Source organism: Mariniflexile jejuense (genome assembly GCF_042675665.1).
GTDB classification, from domain to species: domain Bacteria; phylum Bacteroidota; class Bacteroidia; order Flavobacteriales; family Flavobacteriaceae; genus Mariniflexile; species Mariniflexile jejuense.
In genome coordinates this window covers 156301-171993 of sequence record NZ_JBHTJI010000022.1, presented here as the reverse complement: position 1 = coordinate 171993, position 15693 = coordinate 156301, and the positions used below count along the sequence as shown (strand labels likewise).

General features: G+C 30.6%; 15 protein-coding genes. 5 read left to right on the top strand and 10 right to left on the bottom strand.

Translation table 11 applies throughout. The features are described from left to right. The first annotated feature begins 14 nt into the window (after positions 1–14). Together ACFQ1R_RS12475 and ACFQ1R_RS12470 are read left to right on the top strand one after the other, a co-directional pair. Positions 15–473, top strand: coding sequence for a hypothetical protein (locus tag ACFQ1R_RS12475; RefSeq protein WP_379926570.1), 459 nt, complete (start codon positions 15–17; stop codon positions 471–473). Between the two features lie 86 nt (positions 474–559). Then, on the top strand, positions 560–898 hold the full coding sequence (locus tag ACFQ1R_RS12470; protein ID WP_379926569.1) for a DUF4870 domain-containing protein: 339 nt from the start codon (positions 560–562) through the stop codon (positions 896–898). A gap of 124 nt (positions 899–1022) precedes the next feature. Here ACFQ1R_RS12470 and dnaN read toward each other — a convergent pair whose 3' ends face one another. From dnaN to ACFQ1R_RS12445, 5 genes are all read right to left on the bottom strand, one after another. After that, entirely contained in the window at positions 1023–2141 is a 1119-nt protein-coding gene (gene dnaN, locus ACFQ1R_RS12465) for a DNA polymerase III subunit beta (protein WP_379926568.1), read from the bottom strand. A gap of 178 nt (positions 2142–2319) precedes the next feature. Then, positions 2320–3987 (bottom strand): gliding motility-associated ABC transporter substrate-binding protein GldG, encoded by a 1668-nt coding sequence (gene gldG / locus ACFQ1R_RS12460; RefSeq protein WP_379926567.1) that lies wholly within the window; start codon positions 3985–3987, stop codon positions 2320–2322. Further along, positions 3971–4465 carry a hypothetical protein gene (locus tag ACFQ1R_RS12455; RefSeq protein WP_379926566.1) on the bottom strand — a complete coding sequence of 165 codons (495 nt, stop codon included), beginning with the start codon at positions 4463–4465 and terminating at the stop codon, positions 3971–3973. The genes gldG and ACFQ1R_RS12455 overlap by 17 nt, the downstream gene beginning before the upstream one ends. Beyond that, positions 4462–5181: a gliding motility-associated ABC transporter permease subunit GldF gene (gene gldF / locus ACFQ1R_RS12450; protein WP_379926565.1), complete on the bottom strand. Its 720-nt coding sequence runs from the start codon at positions 5179–5181 to the stop codon at positions 4462–4464. Before gldF ends, ACFQ1R_RS12455 begins: the two co-directional genes overlap by 4 nt. Before the next feature lie 144 nt (positions 5182–5325). Further along, positions 5326–6183, bottom strand: coding sequence for an SAM hydrolase/SAM-dependent halogenase family protein (locus tag ACFQ1R_RS12445; protein WP_379926564.1), 858 nt, complete (start codon positions 6181–6183; stop codon positions 5326–5328). 243 nt (positions 6184–6426) lie between these two features. Here ACFQ1R_RS12445 and ACFQ1R_RS12440 point away from each other — a divergent pair, with 243 nt between their 5' ends. Together ACFQ1R_RS12440 and ACFQ1R_RS12435 are read left to right on the top strand one after the other, a co-directional pair. Continuing rightward, positions 6427–7380: a PhoH family protein gene (locus ACFQ1R_RS12440; protein ID WP_379926563.1), complete on the top strand. Its 954-nt coding sequence runs from the start codon at positions 6427–6429 to the stop codon at positions 7378–7380. A gap of 104 nt (positions 7381–7484) precedes the next feature. After that, complete coding sequence (locus ACFQ1R_RS12435; protein ID WP_379926562.1) at positions 7485–8441, top strand: phosphoribosylaminoimidazolesuccinocarboxamide synthase; 957 nt, start codon at positions 7485–7487, stop codon at positions 8439–8441. 1 nt (position 8442) lies between these two features. Here ACFQ1R_RS12435 and ACFQ1R_RS12430 read toward each other — a convergent pair whose 3' ends face one another. From ACFQ1R_RS12430 to ACFQ1R_RS12410, 5 genes are read right to left on the bottom strand one after another with little or no spacing between them, the layout of a single operon-like run. Further along, positions 8443–9099, bottom strand: a complete 657-nt coding sequence (locus tag ACFQ1R_RS12430; protein ID WP_379926561.1) for an alpha/beta hydrolase — start codon at positions 9097–9099, stop codon at positions 8443–8445. Positions 9100–9101: 2 nt separating this feature from the next. Continuing rightward, positions 9102–9440, bottom strand: coding sequence for a hypothetical protein (locus ACFQ1R_RS12425; protein WP_379926559.1), 339 nt, complete (start codon positions 9438–9440; stop codon positions 9102–9104). 2 nt (positions 9441–9442) lie between these two features. Beyond that, on the bottom strand, positions 9443–10699 hold the full coding sequence (locus tag ACFQ1R_RS12420; protein WP_379926558.1) for a dihydroorotase: 1257 nt from the start codon (positions 10697–10699) through the stop codon (positions 9443–9445). Further along, positions 10696–12621, bottom strand: a complete 1926-nt coding sequence (locus ACFQ1R_RS12415) for a vWA domain-containing protein (protein WP_379926557.1) — start codon at positions 12619–12621, stop codon at positions 10696–10698. Before ACFQ1R_RS12415 ends, ACFQ1R_RS12420 begins: the two co-directional genes overlap by 4 nt. Before the next feature lie 59 nt (positions 12622–12680). Beyond that, complete coding sequence (locus tag ACFQ1R_RS12410) at positions 12681–13703, bottom strand: glycosyltransferase family 2 protein (protein ID WP_379926556.1); 1023 nt, start codon at positions 13701–13703, stop codon at positions 12681–12683. A gap of 92 nt (positions 13704–13795) precedes the next feature. Between ACFQ1R_RS12410 and ACFQ1R_RS12405 the strand changes: the two genes are divergently transcribed. Further along, on the top strand, positions 13796–15688 hold the full coding sequence (locus ACFQ1R_RS12405; RefSeq protein WP_379926555.1) for a M61 family metallopeptidase: 1893 nt from the start codon (positions 13796–13798) through the stop codon (positions 15686–15688). The last annotated feature ends 5 nt before the right edge of the window (positions 15689–15693 follow it).

Genomic DNA, 15693 nt, shown 5'->3' with positions numbered 1-15693 from the left:
TTTAAATACACAATATGAAACTTTATATTTTTTCATTTGTATTGCTGTTATGTTTTGCAAGTTGTAAAAACAATAAAAGTGATAACTATTCAAAAGGCACTGTTATTAATGGCGAAAAAAACGATACTACACATCCTGGAAAAAAATTAATGGAAACCTATTGTTATGCATGTCATGATGCTACTACAAGTGAAGAAAATAGGCTAGCACCACCAATGATAGCTATAAAAAGACGCTACATTTTTAAAGAAACTACAAAAGATGAGTTTATAACAAATATGCTGAACTGGATTAAAAATCCAAATGAAAATGACGCAAAAATGTTTGGAGCTGTTAAGCGTTTTGGTGTTATGCAAAAACTACCATATCCAGAAGATGTTATTTATAAAATAGCAGATTATATTTATGATAACGAAATAGAACAACCTGAATGGTTTGAAGTTCACTTTAATCAAAATAAAGGCATGCATTAGGTTTTGTTTAGATGGTAAAAGCTATGGTTGTAACATTTTTTTGATTTATACGTCATATAAGTATCAATCAAAAAAAAACCATCATCATGAGACAAGACAATCAACTTTTAGTTATCACCCATTTAAGTCAATTAGTAACACTTGTTACGGGCTTTGGTAGTTTGTTAATACCTTTAATTATTTGGATTACCCAAAAAGAAAAAGTTTATAAAATGGACGAACACGGAAAAAATATTATAAACTTTCAACTTAGTTTAATAATATATTTTATAATATGTATTCCGCTTATTTTATTGTTAGGTTTAGGTCTTTTAGGTTTTGTTGTATTAGGAATTGCATCAATAGTTATGCCTATTATAAATGCCATTAAAGTTAGTAATGGCGAAACACCAAAATACCCTTTATCTTTTACTTTTATCAATTAATTTTTAAGAAGAAAGAAGTTTTTAAAGTATACATCATTCAAATACAAAAAAAGAAAAAGAGGCTATCAGAAAAAATCTGGATAGCCTCTTTTTATAGATATTTCTGTTTACACAGAACATTATTTTAGCTATTTAACATAACTGGCATAACAAGCATTGTAATTTGCTCGCCTTCATCCAACCCATCAACAGGTGTTAAAATACCAGCTCTATTTGGCATACTCATTTCAAGTTGCACATCATCAGAGTTTAAATTGTTTAGCATTTCGGTTAAAAAACGCGAGTTAAAACCAATTTGCATATCATCACCTTGGTAATCGCATGTTAAACGCTCTTCAGCTTTGTTGCTGTAATCAATATCTTCAGCAGAAATATTAAGTTCTGCGCCAGCAATTTTTAATCTAATTTGGTGTGTTGTTTTGTTCGAGAAAATACTAACACGACGCACAGAGTTTAAAAATTGTGTTCTACCAATTACCAGTTTGTTTGGGTTTTCTTTAGGAATAACCGCTTCATAATTAGGGTATTTTCCATCAATTAAACGACAAATTAAAACTGAATTTTCAAAAGTAAATTTAGCGTTAGAGTCGTTATATTCTATAGTTACATCATTTTCACTTCCAGCTAAAATTCCTTTTAATAAATTTAAAGGTTTTTTAGGCATGATAAATTCTGCTACTTGGTTCGCTTTTATATCTTCTCGTGTGTACTTTACCAATTTATGAGCATCGGTAGCTACAAATGTTAAACCTTGTGTTGAAAACTGAAAAAACACACCACTCATTACTGGGCGTAAATCATCATTACCTGCAGCAAAAATTGTTTTACTTATGGCAGAAGCTAACACATCGCCAAGTACAACGGTTTTACTAGGGTCATCAAGTGAAACTGCTTTAGGAAACTCTTTTCCATCGGCATAAGCTAAGGCGTATTTACCATGGTTTGAACTAATTTCTACCGTATTGTTTTCTTCAACTACAAAAGTTAAAGGTTGCTCTGGAAATGTTTTTAAAGTATCTAATAATAAACGTGCAGGAATTGCAACACTACCAGTACTATCACTTTCAACTTCTAATGAAGAAGCCATAGTTGTTTCTAAATCGCTTGCAGAAACAGTAAGGGTTGAATTATCTAATTCAAATAAAAAATTATCTAAAATAGGTAAGGTGTTTGAACTGTTAATTACACCGCCTAAAACCTGTAATTGTTTTAATAAATAGGTACTTGATACTATAAATTTCATGTAACTTTAATTTTTTTTGGTAATATGAAACATTCATTGGGTTAGTTACCTAGAATGTTTTATAAAAATAACTTGGTTAAAAGTTTAGTTTTTCTACTTACAAATATATTCTATACATACTAATATTCGAAACAAACTTATTAACATTTAATCTTAAGAAACAAGAGTGTTAAGCTTCTTAGTTTGCATACTTTTTTCTTCTGAAATAATTAAAAATAACACCAAAAATTCCTAATAATACTAACGGAAGCAGAATGTTTATAACTTGCCATTTTATTTTTTTATCGGCAATTTTTTCTTGGTCTAGAAAATTAATAACTATTTCTTTTGAACGAATGTTTATAAGTCCATTGTCGTCTAGTAAATAATTTACGGCATTTAGCAAAAATTCCTTGTTACCAAATGTTTGTCCAGTCCATCTATCAAAACCTAATTCTTGCGGTACATTTCTTGAAACATCGTTTTTTATAACATCGCCGTCGGCAATTACAATCATTTTTGTTGGCTTACTAATATTTAATTCGTTTTTAAGTTCAAAAGGTTTTACACGATTGCTGTAAACCGAATTAAATTTGCCTTCTAAAAGAACTGCCAGTGCTTGATTTCCTTTGTTAAAAGTGCTTGGGTCTGGTTCTTGAGTTACAATACTTAAACTAACTTCTCTTGGTGTGCCTTCTAGTTTTGTTAATGGCGCAGTTTCAAGTAAAATGGTTTTTTTTATGTTATTTTTTAGCGTGTCAATTTGATTGGCAAAATCAAATTTTACTAAATTTAAATTGTTAACAATAGGATGTGTTTCATTGGTTGAAGCTAATGGAGAATATGGCCAACGTAAATGTTGAAATTGCGATTCACTACCTTCGCCCATTGCTAAGGTAATAGGAGCAGAGTAAAGCGTACTAACCATAACAGGGTTTATACGAATGCCGTATTTAAAGAAAAAATCGGTTAAATTTAAATCTCTAGTAGTGGCAAAATTTTTGCCAGATGCGTTGTATAAACTATCTTTTTCCATAGCTACAGCATCAATTAACCAAAGACTTTTACCACCGTTCATGGTGAATTGGTCCAAAGCAAATTTTTCATCTTCAGAAAATGCTTCGGTTGGTTTTGCTGAAATTATTAAATCGAAATCTTTTAATTTTTCAACTGTTTTTTGTGGGTATTTTGAAACACTATCAAGCGTAAAAGGTGCTATAAAATAGTATTCACCAAGTTTCCTAATAAAATTAGCTATATACTTATCTTCTAACTGTTTATTGCCTCTTAAAACTGCAATTTTTTTGCTTTTAGGTTTTGTTAATTTGCTAAAACCATCTGCAAATGCATATTCTAAATGTTGTACAGAGTTAGTAACTAAATCTTGTTGTGAAGCGCCAATTTTACTTTTTACTAGCGGAATGATAACCGTTTCATCATTATAACTGGCTAATGCCCAAGGAAAAATAATAGCTTGAGATGCTTTTCCACTTTCTTGAACGCTTAGTTGCATGGGTGTTAAACCACGCTCAGTAAGTTGTTGAATGTTTCTTTCACGTGTTGCTTCGTCTTCTAGCGGATTTATAAAATTGAAAGCAATATTTTTATTTTTGGAAGCAAACTCTTCAAGTAATTGCTTGGTTTCATTTTGAAGCCTTCTAAATTCTGAGGGAAAATCGTCGCCACTTAAAAATACATCAATTACTATAGGAGAATCTACATCTTCAACAATAGAAATAGTAGCGTCACTTAGTGTGTAGCGTTTATCTTCGGTTAAATCAAACCGCTTATAAGTAATACTACTTAAGTAATTAATACCAATTAAAGCAATTAATAAACCAGCAATATATTTACTTTTTCTTTTCAAATTTAGTTTCTAATTGATATTGAGAAATACTTGCAACCTTATTGTTTTTAAATACAAGTTCTAAACATTCTTGTGTCATATTAAAAGCACCTGGTTTAAAGCCCATGTTGTAGTTCCATTTTTCTGGTGAATTAGCTTTAATACTATCATCCCAACCGTACCATTCACTAGTACCTAAAACAGCTTGAACTTCTTTTTTTGTTTTACCTAAAAATAGTTGTTTACTAATAATTTCATTACTCATTTCGTATCTATTGGCAGGCACTTCTTCCCATGCTTGAACATCGAAATGTTTTTCATGATGGTAACTACTAAAAATGTTTAACAATGGGTAAAACACAAAAAAATAAACAACATAAGTTAAAGGGATACTTATTAAAAAACTTAACCATTTACGTTTATCTATGGTATTTGTAAAAAGCCAAACAAGTATAAATACAATTATTAAAAAAATAATAGTTTTCGTGTTGTAAATCATTTTTTTTCTTTGTTAATATTGAGTTTAGTTAGCATTAAAAAGAAGCTAGTAATGCTTAAAAAATATATAATATCGCGCGTGTCTAAAACACCTCGACTCATGCTTTTAAAATGTGTGCTCATACCTAATTGTTCAATGAAATTGCTAGACATAAATTCGGCAACACCTTCAAAACCAATGTAAAAGATGAAGCAAATAAAAACCGATGTTATAAATGCAACTATTTGATTGTCGGATAATGTTGAAGCAAAAACGCCAATTGCAGTGTATGATGCAATTAAAAATAATAAACCAAAATAAGAACCAAGTGTGCTACCAACATCTAAATTACCAACCGGATTTCCTAATTGATAAATGGTATAAACATAAAGCAATGTTGGTATAAGTGCTATTAAAATTAAAATAAATGCTCCAAAATATTTACCTAAAACAATGTTGGTGTGCGATATTGGTTTTGTTAGTAATAATTCCAATGTGCCTTGTTTTTTTTCATCAGAAAAACTGCGCATAGTTACCGCAGGTATAAGGAAAATTAAAATCCATGGTGCTAATAAAAAGAATGATGATGCATCGGCAAAGCCATAATCTAAAATATTAAATTCTCCTTTAAACAACCATAAAAACAAGCCGTTTAACAACAAAAAAATAGCAATTACTAAATAGCCTATAGGCGAAGCAAAAAATGTGTTTATTTCTTTTTTAAGTATAGCTAGCATTAATTTTTTAAAAAAGTTAAAAGTTATTTTAAATTGATTTTTATTTACTTCTAATTGGCATCAAAATTACTAAGAAAAGCTTCAATTTTAGCTTCATAAAACCTCAATTTTACAATTCTTATCAACATAAATTTACATAAAATATTATTCTACACGTGGTAGAATAGATTCGGTGCTAAAGCTTACACTTACATTATCCATTAAACTTAATCCCATTAAGGTTGAGGCACTTCCTATTGTGGCACTATTACTTTTATAAATAGCAATTTCTAAAAAACCACCTGAATTAAAAACTACCAAACCTTTTCCTTCATCATGACGTTTATCTTCAGCGATTTCAAAATTAACAATATCGCTATATCGGTTGTGAATTTTTTTAAATTTATTATTTCTAGCCGATATTTCAAAAGCACGTCCTTTTTGTATGGTTTCAAAAAACGATTTTTTAATGTTAGTAACTACATTTCCGTAGTTGTCAATATAAATAACGCTTCCAACAATTTGTGTTTTATCATCATTTACAAAAGGCATAATGTGCTTTATGGGTTTTATTTCTTTAATGGTTTTACCAACAACTTCTAAAGTACCACCACGGGCAATATGGCAAGCTACCTTTACAAAAATATCAAGCACAGGAAAACTGGTTTGTATTTTATCATGTATATTGATTTCTACAATTTTTTCGGGAGCAATTTCAGAGCAAATCATACTCATAATCCCATTATTTGCACAAATAAAATAATGTCCGTCTAGTTTTATAGCAATGTGTTTGTTTTCTTCATTAATTTCAGAATCAATACCAATAATATGAATAGTTCCTTTAGGAAAACTATTGTATGCATTTTGAATAATATAAGCAGCTTCTAAAATATTGAAAGGCGATACAAAATGTGAGATATCAACAATTTTAACATCTGGCATTTCACTGTAAATAGCACCTTTTGTTGCGCCTACAAAGTGATCTTTTTCTCCAAAATCGGACGTAAATGTTATTATTGCCATTAATAAATTGTTGATATGTTTTTAGCGTTTGGTCACTCAAATTTGTTTATTTTTGAGTTTTAACAGATACGCAAACCTACATAAAATTTTTGTTTTCATTTTGATGTTTAACACTAAAAATATAGGTTCTTGATAAGATATTTGTAAAAATAAAATTACTGAAAAAAACTAATAAATCATTTCACTTAAATAATCATTATTTTCATTATTTTAAGAAGAAATTTTAACCAAACATCTACGCTTTTGAACGAAATTATTATCGAACTAGAGGAAATTACTCCAAAAGAATTTTTTGGAGAACAAAACATCAATATTGAACTTTTAAAAAAATATTTTCCTAAGCTAAAAATTGTAGCAAGAGGCAATAAAATTAAAGCCTTTGGTGATGATGAATTACTGGAAGAATTTAATCGCCGTATGCAAATGCTTGTTCAGCACTTTTCTAAATACAATAAGTTAGATGAAAATGTCATTGAACGCGTACTTACTAGCCAAAGTAGTGATGATTACTCAACATCCGATTCTAGTGGCGAAGTATTAGTACACGGTGTTGGTGGTAAACTTATAAAAGCACAAACCGCCAACCAGCGCAAACTTGTTGAAAGCATGCGAAAAAACGATATGGTTTTTGCCATTGGACCAGCAGGAACAGGAAAAACCTATACAGGTGTTGCATTAGCAGTTCAAGCGCTTAAAAATAAAGAAGTAAAACGTATTATTTTAACGCGACCAGCGGTGGAAGCAGGTGAAAATTTAGGATTTTTACCAGGTGATTTAAAAGAAAAGCTAGACCCATACATGCAACCATTATATGATGCATTGCGCGATATGATTCCTGCTGAAAAATTAGCAATGTACATTGAAAACGGTACCATACAAATTGCACCATTAGCATTTATGCGCGGAAGAACCTTAGATAATGCTTTTGTAATTTTAGATGAAGGCCAAAACACGACGCATAACCAAATGAAAATGTTTTTGACCCGTATGGGTAAAAACGCTAAGTTTTTATTAACTGGTGATCCTGGTCAAATAGATTTACCTCGTAGAACCATTTCTGGTTTAAAAGAAGCCTTATTGATTTTAAAAAACGTTGAAGGCGTAGGTATGATATTTTTAGATGATAAAGATGTAATTCGTCACCGTTTAGTTAAGAAAGTTATTGAAGCTTATAAAAGTATTGAAAACGTAGATTAGTTTTTTTATTAGCAATTAAGCTAATAAAATTCAGCATTACTTTAGTAAATTAATACATTTGTAGTTTCAATAATAATTTAAAAAATAAACACATCATTAAATTCGTGACAAATACAAATAATACCATTATAGATACCAATTTCAATTTTCCAAAGCAAAAAAACGTTTATAAAGGAAAAGTAAGAGAAGTTTATAACATCAATGATGAGCAATTAGTTATGATTGCTACCGATAGACTTTCGGCTTTTGATGTAGTTATGCCAAAAGGTATTCCATACAAAGGGCAAATTCTTAATCAAATTGCTACTAAAATGATGGCTGCAACCCAAGATTTAGTGCCAAATTGGTTAACAGCAACACCAGATCCAAATGTTGCAGTAGGTCATTTATGCGAACCTTTTAAAGTAGAAATGGTTATTCGTGGGTATATGTCTGGTCATGCTGCACGTGAGTACAAAGCAGGAAAACGAATACTTTGTGGTGTTTCGATGCCAGAAGGTTTAAAAGAAAATGATAAATTTCCAGAACCTATTATTACACCAGCAACTAAAGCAGAAATGGGCGATCATGATGAAGATATTTCGCGTGAAGATATTTTAAAACGTGGTATTGTTTCTGAAGAAGATTATCTGGTTTTAGAAGATTATACACGTAAATTATTTAAACGTGGAAGTGAAATAGCAGCTTCTCGCGGACTTATTTTGGTTGATACTAAATATGAATTTGGTAAAACTAAAGATGGTAAAATTGTATTGATTGATGAAATACATACACCAGATTCATCACGTTATTTTTATGCTGACGGCTACCAAGAACGTCAAGACAAAGGCGAACCTCAAAAACAACTTTCTAAAGAGTTTGTACGCCAGTGGTTAATTGCTAATAATTTTCAAGGTTTAAAAGGACAAACGGTACCATTTATGAGTGATGAATATATTGAAACCGTAAGCGAACGTTATATTGAACTTTATGAGAATATTACAGGTGAAACTTTTGTAAAAGCAGATGTTTCAAATATTCAAAGTAGGATAGAAGCAAACGTGTTGGCGTACTTAAAGTAATCTAAATACGCTCTATTAACCAATTTTTAAATTCATAAAAATTTTGTGGTGCAACACCATGACCTACAGGAAATTCAGAGTATTTGTGTTTTATATTCAAACTGCTTAAAAAAGGTACAGTTTGTCTTGCCCATTCAACAGGAATCACTTGGTCTACACTGCCGTGTGAACAGTAAAAATTTAAATTAGAATAATCTTGTTGGTTTGTGTTTTCAGGTAAAATATCTTTGTTCACATAACCGCTTAAAGCTATAATATTATTAACTTTTTCAGGATAGGTTAAAGCTACAGCATAACTTAAAATACTACCCTGGCTAAAGCCTAAAAGTGTTACACTATTTTTGTTTACAGGATAAGCTTCAATAGCTTCATCAATAAATTTTGCAATAATATCGCGCGATTTTTTAGCTTGTTCATTATCATTCCATTTACCTTGATCTGCATCAAAATTAATGGCATACCAAGCATTTCCATAAGGTTGCATAGGATATGGAGCTCTTACAGAAATAATAAAAAGTTCTTCAGGTAATTCAGATGCAAATGAAAATAAATCATTTTCATCACTGCCATAACCGTGCATCATAATAAGTAATGGTGCATTTTCAGTTAAAGAAGATTTTCTAATAATATGATGTAAAAAAAGCGAGGTATTAAGCATGATTAGTTTCCTAAGTTTGAAAATATTTTTTGGTAAAATTCACCAATTAATGGCACTGGTTGGCCTTTTTTTGAAAGCGCATTTGCAAAACCATAGATAAATAATACAGCAAAAAACAAATAAAAACCTGATGAAATCATCCAACTATCAAAGCTTCCAATAATGTAACCCAAAGCAAAAAAAGTTAGCCATAAGCCTAAAGATTGTCTAATGTGGAAACTTGCAAACTCACTTTTATTTTCAACTTCATTATTTAAGTAGTAGGCAATGATAACACCAAAAATAGTTATATAACTTATTATGGCATTATTTTTTCCTTTTTCAATATCTTGTTCTGTCATTTTTATAAGTTTAATGCCGTTTGATTATTTGCAATAATACCATAAACGCTTCCTTTTAAAGATTCGTTTTCAAAAATGGCATTTTTAGATTTTGAAATAATGTTTTTAGTAGTAAAAGTGTATTTAGAATCTGGATTGAAAAGGGTTATACTAGCTTTATTACCAACATTTATTGGTGTTTGCGCTATTCCAAATCTTGATTTTCCTTTCGTTAAAATGTCAATTGTTTTTTTGGTGGTAAAAATAGTTTGCAATGCTCCAAAAGCACTTTCTAAACCAATAGTACCATAGGCAGCATAATCAAATTCAATTTTTTTATGTTCAATGTCAATTGGGTTATGGTCGCTTGTAACCATATCAATTGTGCCATCTTTTACGGCTTCAATTAAAGCATCAACATCGGTTTGTGTTCTTAATGGTGGTAATACTTTAAAATGCGTATTAAAATCTGCTAAAACAGCATCAGTAAAATATAAGTTATGAATGGCAACACTGCAAGTAACATCCAGTTTTTTCTTTTTAGCTTCACGAATTAATTCTACCGATTTTACAGTTGAAATGGTTGGAATATGTAATTTACCACCAGTATATTCCAGTAAAAACAAATCGCGAGCCACTTGCAATTCTTCGGCTAAAGCTGGAATGCCTTTTAAACCAAGTTTTGTACTGTTAATATGTTCATTAACCACGCCATTTCCCGAAATTTTATTTTCTTGCGGAAATGAACATACCAAACCACCAAAATTGCTAGCGTACTGTAATGCAATTTTTAAAAGGTTTGGGTTGTTTATAGGCTTTTTATAATCATAATACGCTACGGCTCCAGCGGTATTCATGTCGTATAGTTCAGCTAAATCTTCTCCTTTACTACCAACGGTTAACGCGCCAACAGGCAACAATGTTACTGCATTATTTGATGCTTTTGCGTTTACAAACGTTATATCAGAATTTGAATGTATAACTGGATTTGTATTTGCATTCATCGCAACTGCTGTAAAGCCGGATGCAGCTGCTGTTTTTAGTCCATTTTTTATGGTGTCTCGTTCCTCAAAACCAGGTTCGCCAAAACATACGCTACTATCAAACCAACCTTGCGATATATGAAGGTTTTCAAACGAGATTTCTTGATAGTTTTTTGGGTTTTTAATAGTACTTTCAATCTTGGTTATCACACCATTTTCAATTAATATATCTTGAGTTGTGTTGTGAAACTCGCTTTTAGAATCTATTATGGTGGCAGATTTTATAAGTATGTTCATTTAAAGTATTTTAAGATGCCCATTTCAATAAGTAATAAAGCTAGTGCAAAAATAACAAACCATTTCCATAAGGCGTTAATTTTTGCATCACTTTTTATAGTATCGAAAATTTCGGAAATTGAACTGCTAATTGTTATGTTTTTTGAAGAAGAAAGCACATTATAAACCAAATTACTTTCATTTCTATTGTAATTGTAACTTACATTTTTAATTGCTTCTGTATTATTTTTTACTGTGAAAATTGATGCTATTGAAGGTGTTTCAGAAGTATTTATTATTACTTTATTATTGAAATATTGTTGCTTTGGTATGATGTTTTCGGCATCATTCACCAAGGTTAAAACAGCATCTTGTTGTAATTGCGTTTCTACATCAAACGTATTTTCGTTTCCAATGGTGTAATAAATATCAGGATTTTTAAAACTGAATTTTCCAATATTGTAAAGCGTAGGTACAATTAATGGCGAATTTTTAAAGCTTGAGTTTTCATTTTTTAAAGCAGAAGAAAATACAAAAGCATGTTTGTTTTGTAATAAAAACGCTTTGCCATCTTCAAATTTTAAAACAGAAGAACCGCTACTTGAACTTACAGGATAAAAACTATTTGTTTTTGGGTATTGAAAATTATCAACTTGCTTTTCAAAAACACCTTTGTTGTATAATGGATGTGAATAATTTATGGTTGTAATGCGTTTTTCGGTTTGAATGCTGTTGTTAAAATTCATTCCAAAATTAATTAAAAACGCATTATACGATTCTAAATTTATAGCTATTGAAGGAATTACAATAAGTTCGCCACCTTGGTTTGTGAACGACTTTAAAGCAGCTATTAGGGCATTAGGAATGCTATTTAATTCGTTTAAAATGATGAGATGTTGTTGGTCTATAATGCTGTAATTTAATTGATTTTCTGAAGTTGATGTATAATTAAATTCATCTTCAGTATAAATACGTTTTAAAAATGAATCATCATCTGCATTTACAACAAGTACATTAATTTTTGATGTTTTATTGATGTTGAAGAACAGGCTGTTATCAAACTGTAAATTAGCATCATCAATCGTTATTTTTCCATTAATTACTTCATTAAAAGGTAACGAAAATGTGGTTTCAGTTTTATCGGTTATTGCAACTGATGTTTTTGCAATTAGTTGGTTATTATTAAATAATGACACTGGCAAATTCTCAATGGCTTTTCCACTGTTTTTTAAAAGTACTTTAAGTTCGATAGCTGTTGCGGTAGTTGCAGCTATATAAGCACTATCAATACTAACATTATTAGTGTTTACGGGTTTTAATTGTACTAAATGTATGTTGGTTAATGAATCGTTTTTTGAACTAAAAGGATTGTTTTTTAGTTGAAAATCGGATATAAAAATTAAGTTTCTAAGTGTGTTTTTTTGCTTACTAAAAAAGGTGTTGCTTTTTAATAAAGCAGCATCATAACTTAGCTGATTTGTTGAATAATTTAACTGCAACAAGTCGTTTTTTATAGCTTTTATAGTGGTATTTCTATAAACATTATCGTTGGTTATGATGCTTAAAATTTCATCATCAGGAACGTTGTTAATTAGATCTTGTATAGCGCGTTTTAAAAGTTCACCTTGGTTGCCTTTTGCTTGCATGCTAAAAGAATTATCTAAATAAATAACCGTTTCTTTTTTTAAGTTGAATGTATTAGAATTTGTGGTAAATGGTTGCGCAAAAGCTAAAACAATGGCAGCCAACAACAACAAGCGTGTACAAAGTATTAACCATTTTTTTATTTGTGAACTTTTACGCGTTTGTATGGTAGCTTCTTTTAAAAAAGCGACGTTTGTAAAGGCTTCTTTTTTAAACTTCCGAAGTTGAAATAAATGAATAATAATAGGGATAAGCAGTAAAAATAAGGCGTAAAGAAGTTCGGGGTTTTTAAACTGCATTTCTTTTTAGATTTTTCAAATATAGAAAATGAAAATGAATAAATGATTGTAAAGCTAAATTAACAAAAGAATATATAATCTGTAAAAGGCTGTTTATTTATTTTATTTAAATAAGTTTTTATTTCTTCTTGCGCCAGTTTGTTTGCCACAGTTACAAGGCTTTGTGTGTTGTTTAATTCGGAAAGCGTTTTAAAATCACGTAAAGTTTTACCGTAAATATCTTTTCCTATTTTTTTTGGGTTATCGCAAATCCATTCAAAAGGGATATTTTTTTCTAATAAAATGCTAGCCATAAGTTTTCCTTTTGTACCTGCACCCCAAATGATGAGTGTTTTTTCTGGATTATAATCAATTTCTAAAAAGTGTCGTAGTTTTAAATTGGTAAAATGGTTTTGTGCATAGTGTATGTGAGTTCTAGAAGTACGTGTGCTATAATCACGCCAACGGTGTAAAACTATGTTACAAGGAATGCATTTAAAGTTGTGTTTGTAAAATCGAAACGTTAAGTCGTAATCTTCCGGATAACGGTTTGGGTTAAATGCATCGCAAACTATAAAATCGCTTCTGTAAACCATCCAACAAGGTGATGGAATGACACATTCTTTATAAATTTCAGAATAATTATCACCTGTTTTAGTTAATTTGTTTAGCCAATTTTCATAACTTTTATAGCCTTCGCCCACACCGGTTTCACTAAAATATGTAACCAAACCAACGGCTACGTGTTTTTCTCCATGTGTTATTAAACTGGTTGCTAACACCTCTAGTTTATTAGGCGTCATAATATCATCACTATCCATACGGGTTATGAAATTGCCTTTGCTGTGCTTAAAAGCATGTTGTAATGCATCAATAATGCCACTGCCATTATTTTTTAAAAGGGTTATTCGGTTGTCGTGTTCCGCGAAAGCGTTAACAATTTCATAACTATTGTCGGTAGAACCATCATCAACAATTACTAATTCCCAATTGGTATATGTTTGATTTATTATAGAATTGATACAGTCGGGCAAATAAGCTGCTGTATTTTTAAAAGGTGTAATAATGCTGATTAAAGGTTTTTGCATGATGCGAATATACATATTTAAGCTTTTTAACAAAACCTTAAGAAGACAATGCGTAACATAATAGTAATTTGCACGTCAATTCAAAATAAAAATAAAACCATCAATTAATGAATACTAAAACTTTAGCCACTGTATTTGCGGGTATTATGCTAGCCAGTTGTAGTGCTACAAAAACCTCTGGTAACGATTTAGCAACTAGTTTGCCCATAGAAACTTCAATAAATTTATCAAGTGTTGTAAATGATAAAGCACCTGTTGTAATAAATCCGGGTCGTTTTACGGTTGAAACAGTAACTTACAGATTGCCAAAAGTAGTTCAAGGAACTTACTCGGTAAGTGATTTTGGAAAATATATTGACGATTTTAAAGCTATTGATTACAATGGAAATGAATTACCTGTAACTAAAACCGATGTAAATACTTGGACTATTAAAAGTGCTAAAAAACTAGATAAGATAACGTATTTAGTAAACGATACTTTTGATATGGAAGCAGAAGGCGGTATTGGTAAAGAGCAGCCATTTTCACCATCGGGTACAAACATAGAGCCAACAAACTACGTGTTAAATTTACATGGTTTTATAGGGTATTTTGACTCTTTAAAAAACAACCAATATAAGTTAGATGTTGTTGCACCAACTAGTTTTGTACGTACATCTGCATTGCAACAAGTAGCATCAAAAACAAGTGAAGATGGTACTAGTACAACTACCAGTTATTTTGCACCTAGATATTTCGATATTACCGATAACCCAATGATGTATGGAAATTTAGATGTTGAAGAATTTCAAGTTGGCGATATTAAAATTGTTTTAAGTGTTTATTCTCCAAATAAAGTACACACAGCAGCATCGTTAAAAGAAACTATTTTTAATATGATGCAAGCCCAAAAAACATTTTTAGGTGCTATAAATACAACGCCACGTTATGATATTTATTTGTATTTATCAGAAGGAAAAGAAGAATCTCCAAAAGGTTTTGGAGCATTAGAGCATCATACATCAACCGTAGTTGTATTGCAAGAATCTATGGATGAAGCAGCCTTAGCAGCAAGTATGGTAGATGTGGTTTCGCATGAGTTTTTTCATATTGTTACGCCATTAAGTGTACACTCTGAAGATGTACATTATTTTGATTACAATAACCCGACATTTTCAAAACATTTATGGATGTATGAAGGTGTAACAGAGTATTTTGCAAACTTATTTCAAGTAGATCAAGGTTTAATTGATGAAGGTGAATTTTATAATAAAATGATGGAAAAAATTCAACGGTCAAGAAATTTGAATGATGCTATGAGTTTTACCATTATGAGTGAAAATGTATTAAAAGAACCTTATAAAGACCAATATTTAAACGTTTATCAAAAAGGAGCGTTAATTGGTATGTGTATTGATATTTTAATGCGCGAAGAAAGTAATGGACAACGTGGTATTTTGTCTTTAATGAAAGAATTATCAAATAAATACGGAAAAAATAAACCGTTTGAAGATGATAAATTGATTGATGAAATTGGCGCTATGACGTATCCATCGGTTCACGAATTTTTAACAACACACGTTGTTGGTGATATTCCAATTAATTACAATGAATTTTTAAATAAAGTAGGTTTAGAATTAGGTGAAGGTAAAGTTGAAACTAACTACATCCAAAACGCAGGAGAATTAATTGTTGGAGGCGATGGGCAAAGAGGTATTGTATTTTTTACAGATGCTGTTGAAAACAATAGTTTTTGGAATGACAATGGCGTAAAACCAAACGATATTATAAAGGTTGTTGACGGCACAGTTGTAACATTACAAAATGCAAACAATGTTTTACAAAATGTATTTATGTGGAAACCAGGTAAAGATATTGAGGTGAAATTAGATAGAAATGGTGAGGAAATTGTGATAAAAACTAAAACAACACAATCTTATACTTTTGGTGAAGGCATTGTTGAAAAAGCCGATGCTACACCAGCTCAAAAAAGTTTACGTGAAGCTTGGTTAAAAGGTTAACCAGA

What these genes read in the sequence shown, in the direction of transcription:
- ACFQ1R_RS12475 (WP_379926570.1), top strand. Translation starts at nt 15, where the DNA reads ATGAAACTTTATATTTTTTCATTTGTATTGCTGTTATGTTTTGCAAGT.
- ACFQ1R_RS12470 (WP_379926569.1), top strand. Translation starts at nt 560, where the DNA reads ATGAGACAAGACAATCAACTTTTAGTTATCACCCATTTAAGTCAATTA.
- dnaN (WP_379926568.1), bottom strand. Translation starts at nt 2,141, where the DNA reads ATGAAATTTATAGTATCAAGTACCTATTTATTAAAACAATTACAGGTT.
- ACFQ1R_RS12455 (WP_379926566.1), bottom strand. Translation starts at nt 4,465, where the DNA reads ATGATTTACAACACGAAAACTATTATTTTTTTAATAATTGTATTTATA.
- gldF (WP_379926565.1), bottom strand. Translation starts at nt 5,181, where the DNA reads ATGCTAGCTATACTTAAAAAAGAAATAAACACATTTTTTGCTTCGCCT.
- ACFQ1R_RS12445 (WP_379926564.1), bottom strand. Translation starts at nt 6,183, where the DNA reads ATGGCAATAATAACATTTACGTCCGATTTTGGAGAAAAAGATCACTTT.
- ACFQ1R_RS12430 (WP_379926561.1), bottom strand. Translation starts at nt 9,099, where the DNA reads ATGCTTAATACCTCGCTTTTTTTACATCATATTATTAGAAAATCTTCT.
- ACFQ1R_RS12425 (WP_379926559.1), bottom strand. Translation starts at nt 9,440, where the DNA reads ATGACAGAACAAGATATTGAAAAAGGAAAAAATAATGCCATAATAAGT.
- ACFQ1R_RS12420 (WP_379926558.1), bottom strand. Translation starts at nt 10,699, where the DNA reads ATGAACATACTTATAAAATCTGCCACCATAATAGATTCTAAAAGCGAG.
- ACFQ1R_RS12415 (WP_379926557.1), bottom strand. Translation starts at nt 12,621, where the DNA reads ATGCAGTTTAAAAACCCCGAACTTCTTTACGCCTTATTTTTACTGCTT.
- ACFQ1R_RS12410 (WP_379926556.1), bottom strand. Translation starts at nt 13,703, where the DNA reads ATGTATATTCGCATCATGCAAAAACCTTTAATCAGCATTATTACACCT.
- ACFQ1R_RS12405 (WP_379926555.1), top strand. Translation starts at nt 13,796, where the DNA reads ATGAATACTAAAACTTTAGCCACTGTATTTGCGGGTATTATGCTAGCC.